The sequence below is a fragment of the Promicromonospora sp. MEB111 genome, assembly GCF_030209445.1.
Classification (GTDB): Bacteria; Actinomycetota; Actinomycetes; order Actinomycetales; family Cellulomonadaceae; genus Promicromonospora.
The window spans coordinates 126,383-148,469 of sequence record NZ_JARVSD010000002.1 but is presented as its reverse complement, the minus strand read 5'-3'; the positions used below and the strand labels follow the sequence as shown (position 1 = coordinate 148,469).

Genomic DNA, 22,087 nt, shown 5'->3' with positions numbered 1-22,087 from the left:
GGAGCGTGGCCCGCCACGACGACAACACCCCCGAGCGCAGCGCGTTGAACGTGTGGGGCATCTGCGTGACCCAGACCCGGGCCGTGCTCACAAACCCGGCCCCGGCGTGCGGGCTCACCCGCAGCGCGGCACCGACCTGGTTCGGCACACCGCGTCCGCGCCGTTCGGACCGGATGCTCTGCCGGCCCTCCTCGGCACGGGTTGCCTCGTCCAACGCGACCGTGAGCCGTGCCTGGGTCGCGGTGACCGTGTTCTTCACGGCCTCCAGCTCACCGAGCAGGTCCACCCACTCGGCCTGCACCGCACCGGAGACAAGAACACCGGGCCCGGTGTCAGTGGCACCGGGCAGGATCATGCCCGCCAGCAACTCCCGCACCGCCCGCACACCCGCCACATCAACGACCCCGCCGGGCACAGACGCGAGCGCACCAGACGCCCCGGTGCCACCGCGCTGCGGATCACCACCGCGCGGCGGCGTGCCGTCGGGCAGCACCGATCGAGCAGGCTGTCCGCCTGCCGCCGTCAGCACCTCACCCGTTCGCGTCATGTCATCAACATATGGCACACCCGTTCGCACCGCTCGCGGAACCAGCCCGATCTGCCGACAGCAGAATCGGCTGCTCGCCCTTGTGGGCAGGTCTTGGAGTTCGGCGGCTGGCGGCCCAGATCTGCCGTCCGTCTTGTCGATCACGCCAGGCATCCGTCGCGGGGACGGAAACCTCAGACACGCCCCACCGGCCAGCACGGCACCGGCCAGTACGGCACCGGCCAGCAGAGCACTGGCCAGCACAAGGTCGAGACGAGCGCGCGCGTGTCACCGGTGAGGCGAGCGGTCCCACCAGCGCTCCGAGCCACGCCCGTTGCGCGAATCGCCCCACCGCCCCACCGCCCCACCGCCCCGGGACGCGGGGCGATCGGGATGCCGGGCGGCCGCATATCGAGAGCTCGGCACTACCGAGTCGCAGGGCGTCCAGGCGCAGGACAGGCATCGCCGCACCAGCACACAGCCGCCACAGCCGCCACAGCCTGACCCGCCTACGACCATTAACCCCATGGAATCGACCGTCTAGTCGTCGGTCAGGCCCAGTTCCTCGGCCAGGCCCAGCAGCGAGTCACGCGTTGTCGAAGGGCTGGACGACGGCACCGGCGAGGTCGGCGTCTCGCTGCCGCTCGGGGTAGCTTCCGCCGCCGGGCTGGGCGAGGTCTCCGGCGCGCTCGGCGTCGGCATAGGATCGCTCGGCGTCGGCGTCGGCGTCGGCGTCGGCGTCGGGCTAGGCGCCGGCTGCGACGGGGTCGGGGACGGCGAGGGCACGCCAGGGTCCGACGGCGTAGGCGACGGCGTGGGCTTCGGCGACGGGTCGGTCGGCCTGGGCGACGGCTTCGGGGCCGGGTCGCTCGGCTTCGGCTTGGGGCCGGGCTTGGCCGGCTGCTTCGTCCCGGGCTCGCGCGGCTCGTCCGGCGGCATGGCCACAGGCTTGCGCGGCTTCTCCGCGGCCGGTCGGTCCGTCGACCGGGCGTCGGCCGCGGCCTCGTACCGCGGGCCGTCGTCCTCGGAAGCGTCGCCCGAGGTCCACCGGCCGACGTCGGACGGGTCGATCGCGCGGTTGGGCACCGAGCCCGCCGCGAAGAACTCGAAGTGCCACGGCTCCGGCTTGGCGCCGTCGAGACGCGCCCACGAGGGGTTGTCCCAGCCGTAGTCCGGACCGTGCACCCGCAGCCACACGTACTCCGGGGACCTCCCGCCCGAGATCGGCGCACCCAGGTCGACCGCCAGGCCCCACCCGTGGTTGGACGTGCCCGGGACCGCCGCCAGGTGTGGCTTGGCGCCGGCCACGGCCACCTGCTGCACGTAGGACCGGTAGGAGTCGGTGATCGGGATCGGGTGTCCGAACTCCTCCTCGAACTCCCCGTTCAGAGCCGCCAGCCGCTCCGCGGCGTCACAGCGCAGCAGGTGGCTCGGCGCGAAGTCCAGCGGGCACAGCACGTCGGCCGGGATGCGGCCGTTGGCGTACTCGAGGGTCGAGGTGCCGAACGCCGAGACCACGTCGAGCAGGCTCTCGCGCAGCGTGCTGACGGCGTGGTCGTGGGCGCCGAGCGCGTCGTCGGTCCCGCCCGACGACTCCTGGTCCTCGCCGGTGGCCTCCACCTCGACCAGCGTGCTGGCCACTGACGGGTCGAGCAGGTTCGCGAGCCGCACCGCCGCCAGCACCACCTGGTGATAGGTGATCCGGCCCGAGGGCAGGTCCGCCTCGCCCGCCGACGTCGCCTCCAGAACGGCCTCCGCGGACGTCGCCCCCGGCTCACCCTCCGGCTCGGCGGCCGGCGGCACCGCGCCGTGCTCGTCCGACACCGGGATCGCGGCCGCGCGGGCCTCCGTGACCGACGTCGTCCCCGCGCCGTCGTCGTCCCTGACCGCGCGCGCGACCGGGGCGTCCTGGACGCGCAGGCCGTCGGTCGACTCGCCGAACGCGAGCTCCTGCATGAGGTACGTGGTGTAGAGCATGCCGAGCTCGGCGGCGGCCTGGGCGACCGCCGGGCTGAGGTCGGGACCATCTCGCCGTGCCTGCTCGTCGGCGCGGGCGAGGACCGCCGTGATCTGCTCCGGCGTCACGTGCCGCGGTGTGGTCCCGGTGCGGGCGGCCGGCGCGGCCTCGATCAGCCCCTGGTGTCGGGCCGCCCGGTCCCGGCCGTCCCCGGGACCGTGCGTCCCCGGGACGGCCGGCGCTGCCGCGAACAACAGCCCTCCCGCCGTCACTGTTGCTATCGCGCCCGCCCAGGTGGTGCGCAGAACCCTGCGCCGGTCGGGGCCGTAGACGGGGGACACCAGCTCGTTCGCCTGCTCCTGCACGCGTCGCTCCCTCGGTTCGGTGCTGCGGTTCGCCTCTCGGCGGGTAAAGAAGTCCTGCGTGGCAGACAAAGAAATATCACGAGTCGGCGAGGCGCACGCGGTGACGCCCACGGCGTCCTGGCCTCGCTGCCGTTCCCGGGGCGTGACTGCCTTGCCTCGGCCTTCGCGGTGCCCGGCCCTGCCCGGCGAACGAGCTGCTCACCCCCTCGTCACCATGTCAGACGTCGTGGAACGGGTGAAAAACGCCAGCGAGTTGGTGATTCGGTTGGTGATTTCTTGATCCCTGAGTGGTGATCGCGCGTCGAGGGGATGGCATTGAACTCGCCGTACTGGATACGGGCCCTGTGGCCCGTGAGCGAGGGGAAATACAGATGCGAGTACGAAGGCCGACGACGAGGACCACCCGGGGCGGGACGTTCAGGCGACGACGCGGGCGGGTCCCGGCAGCCCTGGCGGCGCTCAGCCTGGTCGGGGCGGCTCTGGTCGCCACCTCGCTCACGGCGGTCACGCCGAGCGCGGTCGCCGCGCCGGGCAACCCCGGCGTGCCCGGCGAGCCGACGGTCCTCTTCGTCGAGGACTTCGAGAACCGGGCCGCGGACTCGAACGTGCTCCTGACCGACTACACCGGCGCTGACGGTACGGCCTACTCGGCCGATCCGTTCTGGGTCAACCGCAACGCCTGCAACGGCTTCATCATCAACCAGACCAGCCCGCGCGTGGCGGGCGACTGCAGCGGGGCGCAGCCCGACACCTTCGGTGTCGCGGTCTTCACCTCGCTGACGGCCCTGCCGTACGCGCTCGGCACCGTCAACGGCTCCGACCCGGTGAGCAATGCTGCGGCGGCGTCGTACACCTCTGGCAGCTCCGCGGACAACGAGGTCCAGTTCCGCACGGCCGACCCGCTGACGCTCACGACCGAGGGCCGGTACGTGACCTTCTCCGTGGACGCGGTCGCGCAGAACTGCCAGGCGACCCACCCCGAGCTGCGCTTCTACCTCGTCGACGGCGAGGGTGCGGAGATCCCCGTGTCCAGCGCGGCGATCGACCCGTGCACCGATCCCCGGGGGACGTCGTACAACTCCCCGACCCAGGACGGCACGACGCGCCTCGTGACCGGTGGGCGGTTCCCCGCCGACGGCTCGACGCTCGTCACCGGCGGCTCGTTCGGCATCGTGATGCGCAACGAGAACGGCAACGGCGGCGGCAACGACGGCGCGTACGACAACATCCGCGTGCTGGACGTGACGCCGCAGCTCGACAAGGAGTTCAGCCCGACGTCGGTCGCCACGGGCGGCGTCTCCACCCTGACGCTGACCGTCACGAACACCAGCGACCTGGCCGCCAAGAACGGCTGGTCGTTCACCGACACCCTCCCGGAGGGGCTGACGATCGCGGACCCGACCGCCGTGGCCACCACGTGCCCGGCCGGTGACGTGACCGCCCCGGCCGGCGGCACCGCGGTGTCGGCGACCGGCAACCTGGACGCCGGCATGGCCTCGTGCACCATCACGGTGAACGTGACCTCCGACGAGGCGGGCAGCTTCACCAACGACGCCGACAACATCTCGGCGATCGGCCTGGACTACCCGAACCCCTCGACCGTGACGTTCGGCGACCCGAGCCTGGGTCTCGTCAAGACCGCGGGCGAGCCCGTGGACGTCAACGAGAACGGGATCACGGACACCGGCGACACCATCACCTACACGTTCGAGGTGACCAACACCGGCGACGTCGCGATCGACGACCTGGCGATCGACGACCCGAAGGTGGGCGCGATCACCTGCGAGGCGACCTCGGTCGCTCCGGGAGACACCGTCACCTGCACGACCGACGAGCCCTACGTGGTCACGGACGAGGACGTCGAGGCGGGTTCGGTCGACAACTCGGCGACCGCCACCGGCACCCCGCCCGGCACGGACACCCCGATCGGCTCGCCGCCCTCGGAGACGAGCACGCCCACCGAGGCCCCGGACCCCGGCATCGAGGTCGTGAAGTCCGCGACGCCGTCGGGCCCCGAGTCGTACACCGTGGGCCAGGAGATCACGTACACCTTCGAGGTGACCAACACCGGCAACGTGCCGCTGAGCGACGTCACGGTCGACGAGACCGAGTTCACCGGTACGGGCGAGGCTCCGGTCCCGGCGTGCCCCGCCGACGTCGTCCTGGCGCCCGGGGACTCCCTGACCTGCACCGCGACGTACGTGATCACGCAGGCGGACGTCGACGCCGGCGAGGTGACCAACACGGCCACGGCCACGGGCACGCCACCGGGCGACGCCCCGCCGCCGGAGTCGCCGCCGTCGACCGTCGAGATCCCCAGCACGCCGGAGCCCGGCATCGAGGTGGTCAAGTCCTCGGACACCGAGGAGATCAGCGAGGTGGGCCAGGAGATCACCTACAGCTTCGCGGTGACCAACACCGGCAACGTCACGCTGACCGACATCGAGGTCGACGACTCGGACTTCTCGGGCTCGGGTGAGCTGTCGGCGATCGACTGCCCCGCCGAGGCCGCCAGCCTCGCGCCGGGCGCGCAGGTGACCTGCACGGCCACGTACGTGGTCACGCAGGTGGATCTCGACTCCGGCGAGCTGAGCAACACCGCCACGGCCACGGGCACACCGCCGGGGGGCACCCCGCCGCCGGAGTCTCCGCCGTCGACCCACGACATCCCGGGCACCCCTGCGCCCGGGATCGAGGTGGTCAAGACCTCCGACACGGACAGGATCACGACGGTGGGCCAGCAGGTCACCTACAGCTTCAAGGTGACCAACACCGGCAACGTGGTGCTCCGCGACGTCACGGTCGACGACTCGGACTTCTCCGGTTCGGGTGAGCTGTCGCCGGTCGAGTGCCCCGCGGACGCCGCGAACCTCGCGCCGGGCGCGTCGGTGACCTGCACCGCGACGTACAAGGTCACCCAGGCGGACCTGGACACGGGTGAGCTGACCAACACGGCCACGGCCACCGGCACCCCGCCGGGGGACACCCCGCCGCCCACCTCGCCGCCGTCGACGGCGAAGGTGCCGGTGGACCCGGACGACGCCCCCGCGCCGCCGGCCCCGGACGGTGCGGGCGGTGCCCTGGCCTCGACCGGTGCTGACCTCGGCTGGGCGGCAGGCCTCGCGGCACTGCTCCTGCTGACCGGTGCCACGCTCCTGGTCGTGGTGCGCCGCCGCACGACGAGCTGATCGTCGGGTTCCTCGTCCCGCCGCCCGCGCGGCGGGGCGAGGGGCCGCTGCCGGCCGGATGTCGTGCACTACGGAGCAGCGCGCCATTCCGGGCAATTCTCGCTTTATTGGTCGGCGGTATCAGGCCGGACCGGACAGCCCTTTCCAAGGGTTTGCGGAATGGCTTATGGTGCCGTCGCATACTTCATGAGAAACGATGCTCCAACTCCTGACGAACCAGCACTGGTGCAGCCCTGAGCAGGGGAAACGCCGGAGTTGCCCCTCGTGCGCCCGGGCGGTCACGCCGGGTGGCCGGGCCGGCATTCCAGGCCGCATTCCCCGCCACGAAAGTGCGCCGACGGCCTGGTGGAAATGGGACGCAACGACTTGTCTGACGACCTGAAGTGGCTTGTCACGCTCGAACCGGACACCCAGGCGGTACAGGACCGAGCGGACGACCACGGCGAACACGGGGTGCTGAGCGCCATCGCCTCCGGAGACCTGGACACGCTCGAGGACCTGGCGGACGTGTGGTGGTTCGAGCTGCCCGCCCGCTTCGGCCCGGAGCTGCTCGGCCTGCTCGAACGCCTGCCCGCCACGATGGCCGCCCGGCGGCCGCGGCTGCTCATGGCGGGCGTGCTGGCCTACCAGCTCACCGAGGCGCGCGACGACGCGCAGCTCCGCGCCACGATGCGCCTGTTCGAGCTGCACGGCGTGCGCCTGTCCAAGCGGCTGCGCTCGTTCACGCGGCCCGGCGACGTGGTCGCCGCCGGGGTGCTCGCGATGCACGCGGCGCGCACGCGTGGCCAGCACCGGACGGCCGAGGGCATCGGTGCGTGGGTCGAGGAGCACCTGCTCCGGACCGACGACACCGGGGCGCTGCCCTGGAGCGGCGACCGCCGGGTGGGCCGGCCGGGCCTCATCGCGCTGAACCGGGGCGTGACGGCGATGCTGGCCGGGCATCCCGCCGTCGCGACCGGCCACCTGCGCCGCGCCTACGAACAGGCTGGCCCACCGCCGTTCCAGCACTTCGCGGGCGCCTCGGCGTGCGCGAACCTCGCGCTGCTGGCGGCGGTGCGCGGGCACCACGCGATGGCCGAGAGCTGGCTGGAGCGCATCCGGCGGTGCGGGCCGGTCCCGGAGTGGCTGGAGCACCACCTGCTGCTCGGCGCCGTCATCGCACGGGCTCTCCTGGCGATCGACCGGCTGGACCCCTATGCCGCGCGGGAGGCCCTGAACCAGGCCGGCAGCGCGGAGGACCCGGGCGATCTCTGGCCCTTCCTCGCGGCCGCCCGGGCGGCGTACGCGGTGGCGTTCGACGAGCCCGTGAACGGTCTGCTGGGTCTCGACGCCGTCTGCTTCGCCCACGGGATGGGGGCACGCCCCGGCCCGGGCGCACACCCGGTGCTGCTGCGGGCCCACGCCGACCTGCTCGCCGCGACCGGCGAGGGCAACCGGGTGGTGGCCCTCGCCGAGGCCGCCGGGGCCAGCCGGCTGCTGCCGCCCGTGGCACGGGTGCGGCTCCTGGCCGGTGACACGGACGGTGCGCTGACGGTCGCCGGGCGGGCGATGCGTGACGCGGCGGTGACGCCGCGGGACGCGCTCGAGCTCCAGCTCGTCATCGCCGTCGTGCACCTGCGCTCGGGCGAGCTCGACGAGGCACGGGCGCGCTTCCTGCACGCCGCCGAGCTCGGGCGGCAGGGGCTCCTGGCGCCGTTCGCCCTGTTCCCGCGGGACGAGATGCTGGACCTGTGCCACCGAACGGGTCTCGACCCCCGGCACCTGGGGATCACCCGCGCTTCCCCCGACGACGTCAGGCACCCGGTCTCAGGCCCGATCGTGCTGCTCACCCGGCGGGAGCGGGCGGTGCTGGTCGGGCTGGCCGCGGGCGACAGCGCGGTCCGGATCGCAGCGGACCACGGAGTCTCGGTCAACACCGTGCGCACCCAGGTCCGCAAGGTGTACCGCAAGCTCAACGCGTCGAACCGCACCAGCGCCCTCGCCCGCGCGGGCCAGCTCGGGCTGATCCCGCCGGAGACCCCGCGCGGCGCCTGACCGAGGTCAGGCGCCGCGCGGGGCCCGGGGCGTGCGCGGCGGTCAGCGCCAGAGCTCGGCGAGCTCCCCGGCGCGGGCCCTGCCCTGGTCGTAGCCCGCCCGGGCGGCGGCCGGGCGCAGCGACCCGTCCATCGCGTTGATGCCGAACAGGTGCTCGGCGTCGGGCTCCGGGAAGATCGTCTCGACCCGGCTGCCGCCCGCGCGGAGGCCCGCGACCTGGGCAGCGAGGTCCAGGCCCCAGGCCGCCGGGGTCCGGCTCCGGCCGCCGAACGGCGACAGCACCAGCACCCGGGCGTACCCGGCGGCCAGGTCGGCGTTCTCGGCGCCCGACCGGTAGCCGCCGTCGATGTAGCGGCCGGAACCGATCCGGAAGGCGAAGCCGCTGGAGCAGCTCGCCGCGACGGCGTCCGCCAGGTCGACCCCGCTGGTCCGGTCGAACACGGCCGGCTCCCCGGTCACGGCGTCGACCGCCGTGAGGAGCACCGTCCGCTCCGGCCAAGACCGGGCGGGCAGTCGCGCGGCGACGGTGGCGCGCCACCGCGCCTGCACCGTCTCGTCCGACGACCCGGGCAGGTCGAGCGCCAGGGCGCCCATTCGGCGGCGCATGTCGGCCGGGTCCTCGGCGGCCTCGATGATCCGGCGCGTCCGCTCCATGTGGTCGGTCACGGGCCGGGTGCTGTGCCGGCCGCCGTCTGCTCCCGCCGGAGCGGTCCGGGGCGAGGCTGACGGCGGCGCGGTGAGGGCCGCGGCGTACAGCTCGGCCGGTGTCGCGCCGGAGAGCTGCGCCGCGGCCGTCGACCCCGCCGACGTGCCGACGGTCAGGTCGGCCGTGGTCACGTCCAGCCCGGCGTCGAACAGGCCGGCCACGACGCCGAGCAGCCACGCGTTGCCCGTGGAGCCGCCGCCGCCGAGGACGAGCGCGCGCTCACGGGCGGCGGTGTCCGACGTGGAGGGCAGGGCAGAAGAAGGTGGAGCAGAAGAAGGTGTGGTGTTCATGGGAGTCGCCTCTCGCGAGTTGCCTGGCGGGCGCTCCCGGTGGCGACTAGCGCAGTCGCGCGATCGTGGGCTGCGGGGGAGCGCCCGGTACGGATACAGCGTTCACGGGTCTCACCTCCTGCCTCGGATTCACGATCGCGACGACGTTAGCACACGTCAGGGGCCGTCTCGTCGGCCACCACGAGCGCCACCTCGCAGAACATCGAGTCGGCCCACGAGAACCACGGCCGCGAGTACGCGGTCGGGTCCGAGGCGTCGAACGCCTCGTGCATGCGGCCGGTACCGCCGTCGGTCCGGGTGAGCACACCGAGGACGCGGACCCGGTCCTCCGGGGTGCCCGTGAGCGCCTCGACGGCCAGCGCGATGGGCCACACGCGACCCGGCTTGGTGTGCGGGCTGCCGATGCCGCTCGCCGCCGTGCCGGTCACGTAGTACGGGTTGGCGGGGCTGAGCACGAACTCGCGGGTCGCGCGCCAGACGTCCGCGTCGTGCACGTCCGGCGCGACCAGCGGGAGCGACAGCAGCGACGGCGTGTTGGCGTCGTCCATGCGCAGCACCCCGCCCAGCCCGTCCACCTCGTAGGCGTAGATCGGGGCGCCGTCGCCGTGGACGACGCCGAACGCCCGGACGCCGGCCACGAGCTCGCCGGACAGCGCCAGCGCGTCGGCGGCCAGGGCGGCGTCGTCGAGCACCTCGCCCGCGATGTCGCGGATCGCGAGCAGCGCCTGCGCCGCGAACAGGTTCGCGGGGATGTTGTACCCGTACGTGCACGCGTCGTCCGAGGGCCGGAACCCGCTCCAGGTCATGCCCGTGCGGCCGACGGCGGTGCCGCGACCGTCGCGCGCGAGCGTCTCGGTCGGGATGTCGGTGTCGCGCCGGAACCGGTACGGCGACGCGTCGTGGTCCTGCTCGGCGCGGAGCTGGTCCACGATCGTGCGCAGCACCCGGTGGGCGCGCCCGTCGAACACGTCCTCCCGGCCCGTCGTCCGCCAGAGCGTGTGCGCGAGCGTGACGGGGTAGGCGAAGCTGTCGATCTCGTACTTCTGCTCCCACACGTGCGGGTCGTCGCACACGTCGTCCGGGTCGTAGCGCGCGCCCGTCGGGCCGTCGTTGAAGGCGTTCGCGTACGGGTCGTGGTCCAGGCACGCGAGCTGACGCCGCACCACGGCGGCGACCAGGTCGGCCAGCGGCGGGCACGTCGCCAGGAAGCGCAGGTACGGCGTGAGCTGCGTCGTCGAGTCGCGCATCCACATGGCCGGGATGTCGCCGGTGATCACGAACGCCGTGCCGTCGTCGCCCATCGTGACCGTGTCGGTGAGCGTGCGCAGCAGCGCGGCCTCGACCATGTCGCCCACCTGCGTGCCCGAGGTGGCGCGCACGCGGTCGGCGGCCTCCGTCAGGGTCGTCGTGATCGCGGGGTCGAGGGGAGTGCGGGTCATCGCTCCCACGGGGTGGCTCCGTTCTGGTCGGTCACGCGGACCGGTAGGGCGTCGGCGGGCGGGTCCGACTCCGGCGTGCACCACACGCTGAGGGTGACGGGTTGGGCGACCGGCGCGCCGGTCGCCCACGATCCCAGCTCGTCCAGGCCGAGGTCGAACGCAACCGCTGCGGTGTCACCCGCCGCGACGGTCACCCGCCGGACGGCGAGGAGCTGACGGCGGCGCGGCCGGATCCCCGGCTCGTGCCGGCGCGCGTACAGCGGCACCGGGAGCGACCTGTTGTGCGCGCCCGTGTTGGTCACCTCGACGGTCACGCTCACCACGCCGCCGTCGGCCAGCGCGGCGGCAGGCACGGACAGCGCTGTGGCCGCCGCGGAGGCCGCCGCCTCCCGCAGACGCGCGGTCACGCCCGGCAGCAGCGCCGTGCCCAGGGGGAGCCGCTGGAGCACGTCGGTGTCCACGTAGCCGCGCGCCGTCTCCATCCGCTCGTCGTGCGCCACCGGCATGACGCCGTCCGCGGCCGGGAAGGTCGCGGGCAGCCGGCCGGACGCCGTGCCGTCGCACAGCGCGGCCACGATCGCCGCGCCCCCGCCCGGGCCGGGGAACGGCACGACGAGCATCGCGTCGACCAGGGAACGGAGCTCGGTGAGCGCCCGCGGACGCCCGTCCAGCACGACCGCGACCACCGGCGTGCTGGCGGACCGCGCCGCCCGGACCACGTCGAGCTGCGCCTGTGGCAGCGCCACCGACGACAGGTCCACGCCCTCGCCGTTCGTGGTGTCCAGGGCAGGGCCGTCGACGGCGCCGTTGTCGGCGAACTCGTCGTCGTACGTGCGGCGGCTGGTCCCGCCGAGCACCACGACGCACACGTCGGTGCCGGCGCTCGCGGCCCGCACGGCGTCGAGCGCGTCCGGGGCGTCCGCGTGCGGTGCGTCCAGGGGACCGCGCAGGCGGCTGCCCTGCGCGTACCGCACGCGGTCGGCGCCGAACCGCGCGGTCAGCGCCGAGCGCACCGTCGAGGCGACCGGGTCCGGGACAGGCCGCGGCGGCGTGTAGTCGCCGAGCTGGGCGTCCAGGTCGTCGGCGTTCGGGCCCACGACGGCGATCGTCGCGCCGGGGTGCAGCGGCAGCACGCCGCCGTCGTCCACCAGCACGACGGACTGGCGGGCGGCGCGGTCCACGAGCGCGACGAGGTCGCGCCCCGCGGGTGCGTCCGGCGCTTCCGCCTCAGGCGGAGCAGTGGCGGGCGCCCCGAACAGCCCGAGGCGCCGCTTGAGGGCCAGCACCCGGTCCGCGGCGCGGTCGAGCACCGCCTCCTCGACCAGGCCCCGCTCGATCGCCGGCTCCAGGTGCGTGAACGCCTCGTCCCAGAGGCTGAGGTCCACGCCGGCCCGCAGGGCGAGCGCGGCGGCGAAGGCGGGGTCGGGCGAGCTGTCCCGAAGCCGGTCGATCGCGGTGCCGTCGGCCATGACCACGCCGTCCCAGCCCCAGCGCTCGCGGATCGTGCCGGTGAGCAGCTCCTCGCTGGCGGTGCACGGCACGCCGTCGACGTCGTTGTACGCGGCCATGAAGCCGGCGACGGCCGCACGCGCCGCGGCGAACGCGGGGCGCAGGTGGATCTCGCCCAGCTCGCGCCGCCCGACGGGCGCGCCGGAGCCGTTGCGCCCGCCGATGCCCGCGCCCTGCCCGGCGAGGTGCTTGGCCACGACGGCCACGTGCCCCGTGTCGATCGGATCGGCCGCCGAGGTGGTGCCCTGCATGCCGCGCACCGTCGCCGCGACGAGCAGGGCGGCCAGGGCCGGGTCCTCCGAGAAGCACTCCTCCGCGCGGCCCCAGCGGGGGTCGCGCAGCACGTCGAGGCCGGAGACCAGGGCGACGTGCGTGCCGCGGGCCCGCGCCTCGGCGGCGACGGCGGCCGCCAGCTCCTCGGTCAGGTCCGCGTCCATGCCCGCGCCGAGCGCGAGGTTCACGGGCAGCGTGGTGCCGCCGAGCGCCATGAGGCCGTGCGGCGCCTCCTCCACGAACAGCACCGGGATCCCGTCGCCGTAGGCGGTGACGTGGTCCTGGACCGCGGCGTAGGCCTCGGCGCTGCGCTCCGGCGGGATGCCGTTGTCCCAGCGCACCGCCGACCACGGGTCGGCGCGCAGCACGCCGTAGATCGCCCCGAGCCCGCCCCAGCGGTCCACCTCGCGCCGCAGCACGTCGGTGACGCGGGGAGCGCCGTCGACCCACCGCACGGCCTCCCAGCCCTTGAGTCGCTGGTTGACCTGGCCGATGCGGGCGGCGAGCGGGAGCGCGGCGGCTCGGGGGTGGGTCATCCCTTGACCGCCCCCGACAGCAGCGCGCGCTGCATCTGGCGCTGGAGCACGGTGTAGACGAGGTACACGGGCAACAGTGTGAACAGAGTGCCGGCCATCAGCACGCCGTAGTCGGTGCCGGCGTCGACCTTGAGCGTGGGCAGGGCCACCTGGATGGTGCGCTGCGCCGTGTCCGGGCCGATCAGGATCAGCGGGTACAGGTACGCGTTCCAGAACGACAGGAAGTTGAGCAGCAGCACCGTCGCGATGCCCGGCACGCAGATGGGCAGATAGACCTGCCGCAGCACCTGGAGCGAGGACGCGCCGTCCATGGACGCGGCCTCCTCGAGCTCGCGCGGGATGGTGCGCATGAACGAGGTGAGGATGACGATCGACAGCGGCAGCGCCGTCGCGGGCAGCAGGAAGACCACGAACGTGCGGGTGTGGAACAGGCCGAGCGCCGCGGCCAGCAGGAACGTCGGGAACAGCGCCGCGAACGACGGGATGAGGAACCCGAGGGCGAAGACGCTCTCGACGATCTTTCCGGCGCGACCGCGGGCCCGGGCCAGGGCGAACGACGCGGGCAGGGCGAGCAGCAGCGTCAGGACGAGCGCGGCGACCGTGGTGAGCGCGGAGTTGGCCACCGCGAGGCCGAGGTCGGCCTGCTGGATCGCCGTCGTGAAGTTGGAGAGGTCGAATGTCGTCGGCCACGCGAGCGGCGACTCGAAGATCTCCTCGTTCGTCTTGAACGACGAGACGATGAAGTAGTAGAAGGGGATGACCAGCAGTGCGGCGTAGATCCACGCGAGCGTGCCGCTCGTGATCGAGCCGATGCGGTCGCGCAGGGGGAGTGCGGTGCGCTGAGCCATGAGGTTCTCCTGGGCGGGGTCGGGAGGCGGTTCGAGTCCGGGATCAGTGCGTGGCGCGGAGCGTGCGGCGGATCGCCCACATCCCGAGCAGCCCGATCACGAAGAGCACGACGCCGACGGCCTGGCTGTAGCCCAGGTCGGTCTCGACGAACGCCTTGCGGTAGATGAGGTACGCGAGCGTGGTGGTCGCGTTCTCGGGGCCGCCCTGCGTGAGCAGCAGCACGGTCTGCGCCGAGTTGAACAGCATGGACAGGAACTGCAGCATCGCGACGACGCCGATGAAGTCCTGCGCGATGGGCCAGTACATGCGCCAGGCCAGCCGCCAGTCGCCCGCGCCGTCGAGCCGCGCGGCCTGCACGAGCTCGCTCTCGACGCCGTCGAGCCGGGAGGCGATGAGTACCGCCGAGTAGCCGATGCCGCTCCACAGCTCCACGGCGATGATGGCGCCGAGCGCGGTGGTCGGGTCGGCGAGCCACTCGTTGCCCTCCAGGCCCAGCGGGCGCAGGAAGCCGTTGACCAGGCCGTCCGGGTTGAGCATCGCGTAGAACACCATCGCCGTCGCGGGGGCGGAGATGAGCGCCGGGATGAACAGCAGGTACCGCAGCACGCGGTGGCCGCGCGGCTTCTGCACCACGTAGAACGCGAGGAGGAAAGCGAGGCCGATCATGATCGGCAGGCCCACCACGATCTGGATCGCCGAGTTCGCGGTCGCCGTCCAGAAGGTCTCGTCGGCGAAGACACGGGCGAAGTTGTCGAGGCCCGCCGGCGTCGGCGTGGTGAGCATGCCCGGCCAGGAGAGGAACGCGATGACGAACATCGCGACCACGGGGCCGATCATGAACACCGCGTACCAGATCAGCGCGGGCAGGGCGAGGCCGGGGAACCGGTCGCGGATCGTCCCGCGGCGGCGGGTGCGGGGGGCGGCGGTCGTGCCGTCACCGGTCGTTTCGGGGCGGCCGGCGTCGAGGAGCGCGGTCATGGGTGGGGGTCCTTTCCCAGCTCGAGCGGTCAGACCGCCTGGTATGACTTCTCGAAGGCGTCGATGATGCGGTCGGCGGGCGCGGACCCGTAGGCGAGCGCGGTCGCCTGGATCATCGGCTCGAACACGGCGTCAGGGATGAGCAGGTCGGGCAGCATCACGGGCGTCACGTCGTCGTCCGTGAGGCGCGAGCCCTGGGCGACCAGCGGGAAGTCCCGGCTCACGGTGTCGGTGATGCGGCTCATGTCGCGGCCGGACCCGAGGATGAACTCGTCGGTGACCTCGGGGGTGTACAGGTTCTGCACGAACGGCTTGATGAGGTCGAGCTTCTTCAGGCCGTTCTCGCTGATCCAGATGCCGTGGCCGTTGAAGCTCCTGATGACGCTCGGGTGCTCCAGCACGCCGCCGCCGGACGGCTTGGGCCAGCCGCCCACGGTGACCTCCGCCGCGCGCTCGTTGGGCACCAGCGCGAGGGCCGACGACATGGCCGGCACGATGGCGGCCTTGCGCGTGTTGAACTGCGTGAGCTCCGAGTCGGACGTGTAGCCCTGGACGTTGTCGACGAAGACGCCGGCGTCGCGCAGCTCCACGAAGTGCTCCACGCCGGCGATCGCGCCGGGGCTCTCCGAGATCTTGCCCGTCGAGAACACGGTGCGCGCCTCGTCCTGGGTGATGAAGCCCTGGAGGATCTGCAGGAACATCTTCTGGCCGCTCCAGTCGGAGCCGCCCACGGTGACGGGGCCGATGCCCTGGGAGCGCAGCGCGTCCGCGGCGGCGATCAGCTCGTCGGACGTCGTCGGGATGGCGCCCACCCCGGCCTCCTCCAGCAGCCCGGTGTTGAACGACACCGGCCAGTTGGTGCGGGTGAACGGGAAGGCGCGCAGCCGGCCCTCGTCGTCGGTCCACTCCGCCAGCGCCTCGGGGATGATCACGTCCCGCAGGCCCCAGTCGTCGAGGTAGTCGTTCACGGGCACGGTCGCGCCCAGGCGGGTCCAGGAGAGCGTGCGGCCCATCATGTTGACGATCGCGACGTCCGCCTCCTTGCCCGCCAGCGTGCTCGTCTCGAACACGATGGGCAGGTCGGAGCCGTTCTTCAGCAGCGCGACCCGGCGCGCGGTCGCGCGCTGGTACGCCGCGACGACGTCGGAGAACACCTGGGCGCCGGCAACGGCCCCGCTGATCTGCGTGTGCACGGTCAGGGCGTTCGGGCCGCTGGACGCGGGCACGAGCGCCCCGCACCCGGCGAGGAGCGGCGTGATGATCCCGCCGCTGAGCGCGGCGCCCAACAAGGTGCGCCTGCTGATGCCGTGGGACACGGAACCTCCTGGAGCTTGTCGACCTGGGACTTCGGTGTGTCGATCGAGACGGGCGGGGCACATCCGCGTGCCGGGCCTTGTAAAGCGGTACACAATCTGGCTGGCCGCGAATGTATACCGCTTTACTTTCGAGGGTCAACCCCCGTAGTGTCTGGCACGTGACCGAAACACCCCCGAAACGAGCAACGATCGCCGCGGTGGCTCGCCGTGCCGGCGTGTCGCCGTCCGCGGTGTCCCACGTCTTCAACGGCCGGCCCAACGTCTCGGCCGCGACCGCCGAGCGCATCCGCCAGGCCGCCGACGAGCTCAACTGGCGCCCCAACTACGCCAGCCGCAAGGTCTCGGGCCGCGGCGGGCGCAGCCTCGGGCTGGTGATCGCCCGCGCGAGCGACACCTTCGGTCGCGACCCCTTCTTCATGCGGCTGCTGGCCGGGCTCACGCAGCCCCTGGCGGACATCGGCTGGTCGCTCTCGCTCACGCTCGTGGCGGTCGACGACGAGGCGCGCGTCTACCGCGAGTGGTGGGCCGAGCAGCGGGTCGACGCGTTCCTGCTGGTCGACGCCCGGACGAACGATCCGCGGCTCGACCTCGTCGGGCAGCTCGGGGCGCCCGCGGTGGTGCTCGGCGCGCCCGTGGACGCCGCGGTCCCCGCGGTGACGGTGCGCGACGACGCCGCGTTCGCGGCCGTGCTGACCCACCTGACCGAGCTCGGCCACCGCCGGGTCGCGCGGATCAACGACGCGCCCGGCCTCGCGCACACCCAGGCCCGCGACCGGCGGTTCGCAGCGGCGGCCGCCGAGTGCGGCGTCGAGCCGTCCTACGCGGTGTGGGACGCCACGGCGACCGACCCCGTGGCCGACCTGCTGGGCCGGATCGGCGACGTCACGGCGATCATCGTCGACAGCGAGGTGATCGCCGCCGAGATCGTCGCGCACGCGCCCGAGCTCGGGGTGAGCGTCCCCGGGCAGCTCTCCGTGGTGGCCTGGGAGGACTCCTGGGTCTCCACCCTCGTGCGCCCGCGCCTGACCGCGCTCGACGCGCCGGTCGAGGAGAGCGCCCGCACCGCCGTCGCCCTCCTGGAGCGGCTCGTGCGGGGCGAGGACGTCACGTCGCAGACGGTCGGCGGGCGCCAGCTCATGGTGCGCGAGTCGACGTCCGCGGCGCCCGCGCCTGATCACCCCTGCCCGGGCTGCGACGCCCGGGCATCCTGAGTCACCTGAGAGGCAGGCCCTTGACCACGACCACACCGCGTTTCGGCGTCAACTACACCCCGTCGAAGGACTGGATGTTCCAGTGGATGGCGATCGATCCGGACGTAGTGCGCGCCGACTTCGAGGCGATCGCGGCGCTCGGCGTCGACCACGTGCGGGTGTTCCCCCTGTGGCCCGTGCTGCAGCCCAACCGCACCCTGATCCGGCAGCGGGCGCTCGACGACATCGCGCTCGTGGCCGACCTCGCGGCCGAGCAGGGCCTGGACATCGCGGTCGACGTGATCCAGGGCCACATGTCCGGCTTCGACTTCGTGCCGGCGTGGCTCGTGAACTGGCACGACGGCAACATGTTCACCGACCAGCCTGCGATCGAGGCGCAGGCGGCCCTCGTCGCCGCGGTCTACGACGCCGTCCGCGACAAGCCGAACTTCCTGGGGCTCACGCTCGGCAACGAGCTCAACCAGTTCCAGCGGCCCAACCCGGCCGCGATGCCCGCCAAGCGCGACGAGGTGACGCACTGGCTGACGTCGCTGCTGGAGGCCCCGCGCGACCGTGATCCGCGGCACCTCGTGACGCACAGCGAGAACGACCACCTCTGGTACCGCGACGAGCACCCGTTCGTGCCGGTGCACGCCTCCCGCCTGGGCGACGTGACCACCGTGCACTCCTGGATCTTCAACGGGACGGCCGCGACCTACGGCGCGCTGTCGCCGCAGTCGGTGCGGCACGCCGAGTGGATGATCGAGCTGTCCAAGGCGTTCGCCGCCGAGCCCCGCCGGCCCGTCTGGCTGCAGGAGGTCGGCGCGCCGTCGATGAACCTCGCCGAGGCGGAGATGCCCGAGTTCTGCGCGCGCACCATCGAGGCGGCGCTCACCACGGACGACCTCTACGCGGTCACGTGGTGGTGCTCGCACGACGTGACGCGCGAGCTGGGCGACTACAAGGACCTGGAGTACTCGCTGGGCCTGCTCGACACCGAGAACCGGGTCAAGCCGCTCGGCCGCCGGTTCGCCGAGGTGGTCGCGGAGGCGCGTGCGGCGGGTGCGCGTCCGGCAGGCCCCGGGCGGGCGACGGCGGTGGTGGTCGACGTCGACGAAGACGACCTGCCCCTGTCCCGGCCGTCCCTCGGTCCCGGCGGGGCGGTCTTCGAGCGCTGGCACGCGCTGCGCGAGGAGGGTGTGGAGGTCACCGTCGTGACGAGCGCCGCAGCCGCGGACCCCGCGGCGCTGGAGGCCCGCGGCATCCGGGAGCTCGTCCGTGTCGACGCGGGCTGACCTGCTCCTGCGCGGCGGTCTGGTCGTCGACGGCAGCGGGGCGGAGCCGGTCACCGGCGACGTGCTGGTGCGGTCCGGCCGGATCGCCGCCGTCGGCGGGCGGATCGACGCGCCCGGCGCGCGGGTCGTCGATGCCGACGGCCTGGCCGTGGCCCCCGGGTTCATCGACATGCACGCCCACTCCGACCTGGCCGTCCTGGCGGACGGCGACCACCTCGCCAAGGTCACGCAGGGCGTGACCACCGAGGTGGTGGGGCAGGACGGGATCTCCTACGCGCCCGTCACCGACGAGACGATGGCGCTGGTCCGCGAGCAGATCGCGGGTTGGAACGGCATCCCGGACGGCGTCGACTTCTCCTGGCGCTCCGTCGCGGAGTACCTGGCGGAGGTGGACCGGCGCGGCAGCGCGACGAACGTCGCCTACCTGGTGCCACAGGGCACCGTGCGGATGAACGTCGTCGGCACGGGCGACCGGCGCGCCACCCCCGCGGAGATCGCGGAGATGCGCGCCCAGGTGGACCAGGGCCTGCGGGAGGGCGCGTTCGGCCTCTCGTCCGGGCTCACGTACGTGCCCGGGATGTTCGCCGACACCGACGAGCTCGTCGCCTTGTGCGAGGTGGTCGCGGAGCGCGGCGGCTTCTACGCCCCGCACCAGCGGTCCTACGGCGCGGGCGCGATCGGGGCGTACGCCGAGATGGTCGACGTCGCGCGGCGCTCGCGGTGCGCCCTGCACCTGACGCACGCGACGATGAACTTCCCCGAGAACCGCGGCCGCGCGGGGGAGCTGCTCGCCCTCGTGGACCGGGCGGTCGCCGACGGCGTGGACATCACGCTCGACACCTACCCCTACCTGCCCGGCTCCACCACGCTGTCCGCGCTGCTCCCGAGCCGCGCGGCCGTGGGTGGGCCGGAGCGGACGCTCGCCCGCCTGGGCGACCCCGCCGAGCGCGCCTGGATCACGCACGAGGTCGAGGTCGTCGGCAGCGACGGCTGCCACGGCGTGCCCGTCGACTGGGACACCATCGAGATCGCCGGGGTGCGCGACGCCGCCCTCGGTGACCGGGTCGGTCGCACCGTGGCCCGGATCGCGCTCGACGAGGGCCGGCCGCCGGCCGAGGTGTTCCTCGACCTGCTGGTCGCGGACCGGCTCGGCACGAGCATCCTGCAGCACGTGGGCGACGAGCAGAACGTCCGCGAGATCATGCGCCACCCCCGGCACACGGGCGGCAGCGACGGCATCCTGGTCGGCGCCAAGCCGCACCCGCGCGGCTCCGGGACCTTCCCGCGGTACCTCGGCCGGTACGTGCGCGAGGAGGGCGTGCTGTCGCTCGCCGAGATGATCGTGCACCTGTCGGCCCGGCCCGCGGCCAGGCTCGGCCTGCACGACCGCGGCCGGATCGCCGAGGGCCACGTGGCCGACGTCGTGCTCTTCGACCCCGCCGCCGTCGCCGACCGGGCGGCCCCGGACGAGCCGCGCCTGACCGCGGCGGGCATCCCGTGGGTGCTCGTGGGCGGCGTCCCGGTGATCGAGGAGGGCGCGCGCACCGCCGCGCGCCCGGGCGGGGCGCTGCGGCACGCTCCGCGCTGACGGGAGGTGTCGAACCGGCGGTAATAGTGTGCCAAGCGCACCGCGCCCCCGCGAGGGGTGCGCACGTCTCGTCAGGGGTGCCTGGCAGAGGTGCACCGGTCTTGCCAGAACGCGGTTCGATGTATGTAATATATTGCATGCCCATTCCGAGAACTGTGCCCGCGATCGATCGCCGGCTGCTGCGTGACGACGTCTACGGCCGGCTGCGCGACGCGATCGTCGACGGCAGCCTGGCGCCGGGGGAGCAGCTGCGCGACGTCGAGCTCGCGGCCTGGCTCGGCGTCAGCCGGACGCCCGTGCGGGAGGCGCTGCTGCGCCTGGCCGAGGCCGGGCTGGTCGTGGCCCGGCCGGGCAGCTCGACGACCGTGAGCTCGCTGGACCTGCGTGAGGTGCGCGGTGCGCGCGACGTCGTCGCCGCGATGCACGAGGTGGCCGTGCGAGCGGCGGTGCCGGGTCTCACGGAGGCCGACCTCGACGCGATGCGCGCGGCCGAGCGCGAGTTCCGCGAGGCGATCGAACGGGGCGACGTCGAGGCGGCCCTGCGTGCCGACGACGCGCTGCACGGCGTGCCCGTGACGGTGGCGGCCAACCGGGCGCTGTCGTCCGTGCTCGACCAGTTCACGCCGGTGCTGCGGCGCGCGGAACGCCTGCGGTTCTCCTCGCTGGGCGGGCGCGCGTCGTTCGCCCGGCACGAGGAGCTGATCCGGCTCTGCGCCGCCGGGGAGGCGGAAGGGGCGGCGGCGGTCGCCTTCGACACGTGGAGCACCCTGCCCACCGACACGGACGCCGACACCGACCAGCCCGCCCGCGAGGAGTAGACCCATGGCCCTGTCCGACTTCCCCCGCCACCCGCTCACCTTCGGGCCCAGCCCCGTCCACCCGCTGCCGCGGCTCACCGCCCACCTCGGGGGCGCGTCGGTCTGGGCCAAGCGGGAGGACTGCAACGCGGGCCTCGCCTACGGCGGCAACAAGACCCGCAAGCTGGAGTACTTCGTCCCGGAGGCGCTCGCACAGGGCGCGGACACGCTGGTGTCGATCGGCGGCTACCAGTCCAACCACACGCGCCAGGTCGCGGCCGTCGCCGCGTCGCTCGGCCTCAAGGCCGTGCTGGTGCAGGAGAACTGGGTGGACTGGCCCGACTCCGTGGCCGACCGGGTCGGCAACATCATGCTCAGCCGCATCATGGGCGCGGAGGTGCGGCTCGACCCGGCCGGCTTCGGCATCGGCTTCAAGGACTCCTGGTCCCGCGCGATCGAGGACGTCAAGGAGCGCGGCGGCACGCCGTACGCGATCCCGGCGGGCGCCTCCGACCACCGGCTCGGCGGTCTCGGCTTCGCCCGCTGGGCGTACGAGGTCCAGGAGCAGGAGCGCGAGCTCGGCGTCTTCTTCGACACGATCGTCGTCTGCGCGGTGACGGGATCCACCCAGGCCGGCATGATCGCCGGGTTCGCGGCGCTGGAGGAGGCCGGCGGCCCGCCGCGCCGGCTCATCGGGATCGACGCGAGCGCCAGGCTGGACGAGACGCGTGACCAGGTCGCGCGGATCGCGCGCGCCACGGCCGACCTGATCGGCGTCGGCCGTCCGCTGCGGGACGACGAGATCACCGTGCTGCCCGGCTGGGCCGGCGACCTGTACGGCATCCCGGTGGAGTCGACGCTCGACGCGATCCGGCTCACCGGCGAGCTGGAGGGCGTCATCATCGACCCGGTCTACGAGGGCAAGTCGATGGCCGGGCTGATCGACCTCGTGACCAGCGGCGACATCCCCGCGACCAGCAACGTGCTGTACGCCCACCTGGGCGGGCAGCCGGCCCTGAACGCCTACAGCGGCCTGTTCACGCAGACCCGCCCCGTGCTCGGCTGAGCGCCTCCCGGCGTCGTGCCCGCGGGCGACGACACCGGGAACCGGTCGCAGGTGCTGACGGCTGGCTGAGCTTGTCACAGGGCGCGGTCTCCTCGGTGGGCGCGCCGAGGGAGACCCGCCGCGCGAGTCGGCGACAAGCAGGCCGCTTTCGGGGAGGCTTGGCACGCGCCGGATGTTCACCGCGG

The 22,087-nt window shown here is 73.4% G+C and carries 14 protein-coding genes and 1 pseudogene; 7 read left to right on the top strand and 8 right to left on the bottom strand.

Annotated elements, in window-relative coordinates; all coding sequences use genetic code 11:
* Positions 1-385: pseudogene (locus QRN56_RS01875) on the bottom strand (hypothetical protein); the annotation flags it as partial.
* 681 nt (positions 386-1,066) lie between these two features.
* Positions 1,067-2,848 (bottom strand): M15 family metallopeptidase, encoded by a 1,782-nt coding sequence (locus tag QRN56_RS01870; protein ID WP_285100770.1) that lies wholly within the window; start codon positions 2,846-2,848, stop codon positions 1,067-1,069.
* A 371-nt stretch (positions 2,849-3,219) separates the two neighbouring features.
* Here QRN56_RS01870 and QRN56_RS01865 point away from each other — a divergent pair, with 371 nt between their 5' ends.
* Together QRN56_RS01865 and QRN56_RS01860 are read left to right on the top strand one after the other, a co-directional pair.
* Complete coding sequence (locus tag QRN56_RS01865) at positions 3,220-6,036, top strand: CLIPPER-2 domain-containing protein (protein ID WP_285100769.1); 2,817 nt, start codon at positions 3,220-3,222, stop codon at positions 6,034-6,036.
* A 366-nt stretch (positions 6,037-6,402) separates the two neighbouring features.
* Entirely contained in the window at positions 6,403-8,070 is a 1,668-nt protein-coding gene (locus QRN56_RS01860; RefSeq protein WP_285100768.1) for a helix-turn-helix transcriptional regulator, read from the top strand.
* 42 nt (positions 8,071-8,112) lie between these two features.
* Here QRN56_RS01860 and QRN56_RS01855 read toward each other — a convergent pair whose 3' ends face one another.
* The 6 genes from QRN56_RS01855 to QRN56_RS01830 form a co-directional block, all read right to left on the bottom strand.
* Positions 8,113-9,066, bottom strand: coding sequence for a patatin-like phospholipase family protein (locus tag QRN56_RS01855; RefSeq protein ID WP_285100767.1), 954 nt, complete (start codon positions 9,064-9,066; stop codon positions 8,113-8,115).
* A 146-nt stretch (positions 9,067-9,212) separates the two neighbouring features.
* Positions 9,213-10,505 (bottom strand): glycoside hydrolase family 125 protein, encoded by a 1,293-nt coding sequence (locus QRN56_RS01850; protein ID WP_285100766.1) that lies wholly within the window; start codon positions 10,503-10,505, stop codon positions 9,213-9,215.
* Entirely contained in the window at positions 10,502-12,823 is a 2,322-nt protein-coding gene (locus QRN56_RS01845) for a glycoside hydrolase family 3 N-terminal domain-containing protein (protein WP_285100765.1), read from the bottom strand. Before QRN56_RS01845 ends, QRN56_RS01850 begins: the two co-directional genes overlap by 4 nt.
* Positions 12,820-13,671 carry a carbohydrate ABC transporter permease gene (locus QRN56_RS01840; RefSeq protein WP_285100764.1) on the bottom strand — a complete coding sequence of 284 codons (852 nt, stop codon included), beginning with the start codon at positions 13,669-13,671 and terminating at the stop codon, positions 12,820-12,822. Before QRN56_RS01840 ends, QRN56_RS01845 begins: the two co-directional genes overlap by 4 nt.
* Before the next feature lie 43 nt (positions 13,672-13,714).
* Positions 13,715-14,650 carry a carbohydrate ABC transporter permease gene (locus QRN56_RS01835; RefSeq protein WP_285100763.1) on the bottom strand — a complete coding sequence of 312 codons (936 nt, stop codon included), beginning with the start codon at positions 14,648-14,650 and terminating at the stop codon, positions 13,715-13,717.
* A 29-nt stretch (positions 14,651-14,679) separates the two neighbouring features.
* Complete coding sequence (locus tag QRN56_RS01830) at positions 14,680-15,966, bottom strand: ABC transporter substrate-binding protein (protein ID WP_285100762.1); 1,287 nt, start codon at positions 15,964-15,966, stop codon at positions 14,680-14,682.
* A 158-nt stretch (positions 15,967-16,124) separates the two neighbouring features.
* On the opposite strand from QRN56_RS01830, the gene QRN56_RS01825 reads away from it, so the two are divergent.
* The 5 genes from QRN56_RS01825 (at position 16,125) to QRN56_RS01805 (ending at position 21,902) form a co-directional block, all read left to right on the top strand.
* Positions 16,125-17,177 (top strand): LacI family DNA-binding transcriptional regulator, encoded by a 1,053-nt coding sequence (locus tag QRN56_RS01825; RefSeq protein ID WP_285100761.1) that lies wholly within the window; start codon positions 16,125-16,127, stop codon positions 17,175-17,177.
* Positions 17,178-17,197: 20 nt separating this feature from the next.
* Entirely contained in the window at positions 17,198-18,451 is a 1,254-nt protein-coding gene (locus QRN56_RS01820) for a glycoside hydrolase 5 family protein (protein WP_285100760.1), read from the top strand.
* Complete coding sequence (locus QRN56_RS01815) at positions 18,435-20,039, top strand: N-acyl-D-amino-acid deacylase family protein (protein WP_285100759.1); 1,605 nt, start codon at positions 18,435-18,437, stop codon at positions 20,037-20,039. The genes QRN56_RS01820 and QRN56_RS01815 overlap by 17 nt, the downstream gene beginning before the upstream one ends.
* Before the next feature lie 137 nt (positions 20,040-20,176).
* Positions 20,177-20,857 (top strand): GntR family transcriptional regulator, encoded by a 681-nt coding sequence (locus QRN56_RS01810; RefSeq protein ID WP_285100758.1) that lies wholly within the window; start codon positions 20,177-20,179, stop codon positions 20,855-20,857.
* A gap of 4 nt (positions 20,858-20,861) precedes the next feature.
* Positions 20,862-21,902 carry a 1-aminocyclopropane-1-carboxylate deaminase gene (locus QRN56_RS01805; RefSeq protein ID WP_285100757.1) on the top strand — a complete coding sequence of 347 codons (1,041 nt, stop codon included), beginning with the start codon at positions 20,862-20,864 and terminating at the stop codon, positions 21,900-21,902.
* Positions 21,903-22,087 lie beyond the last annotated feature (185 nt).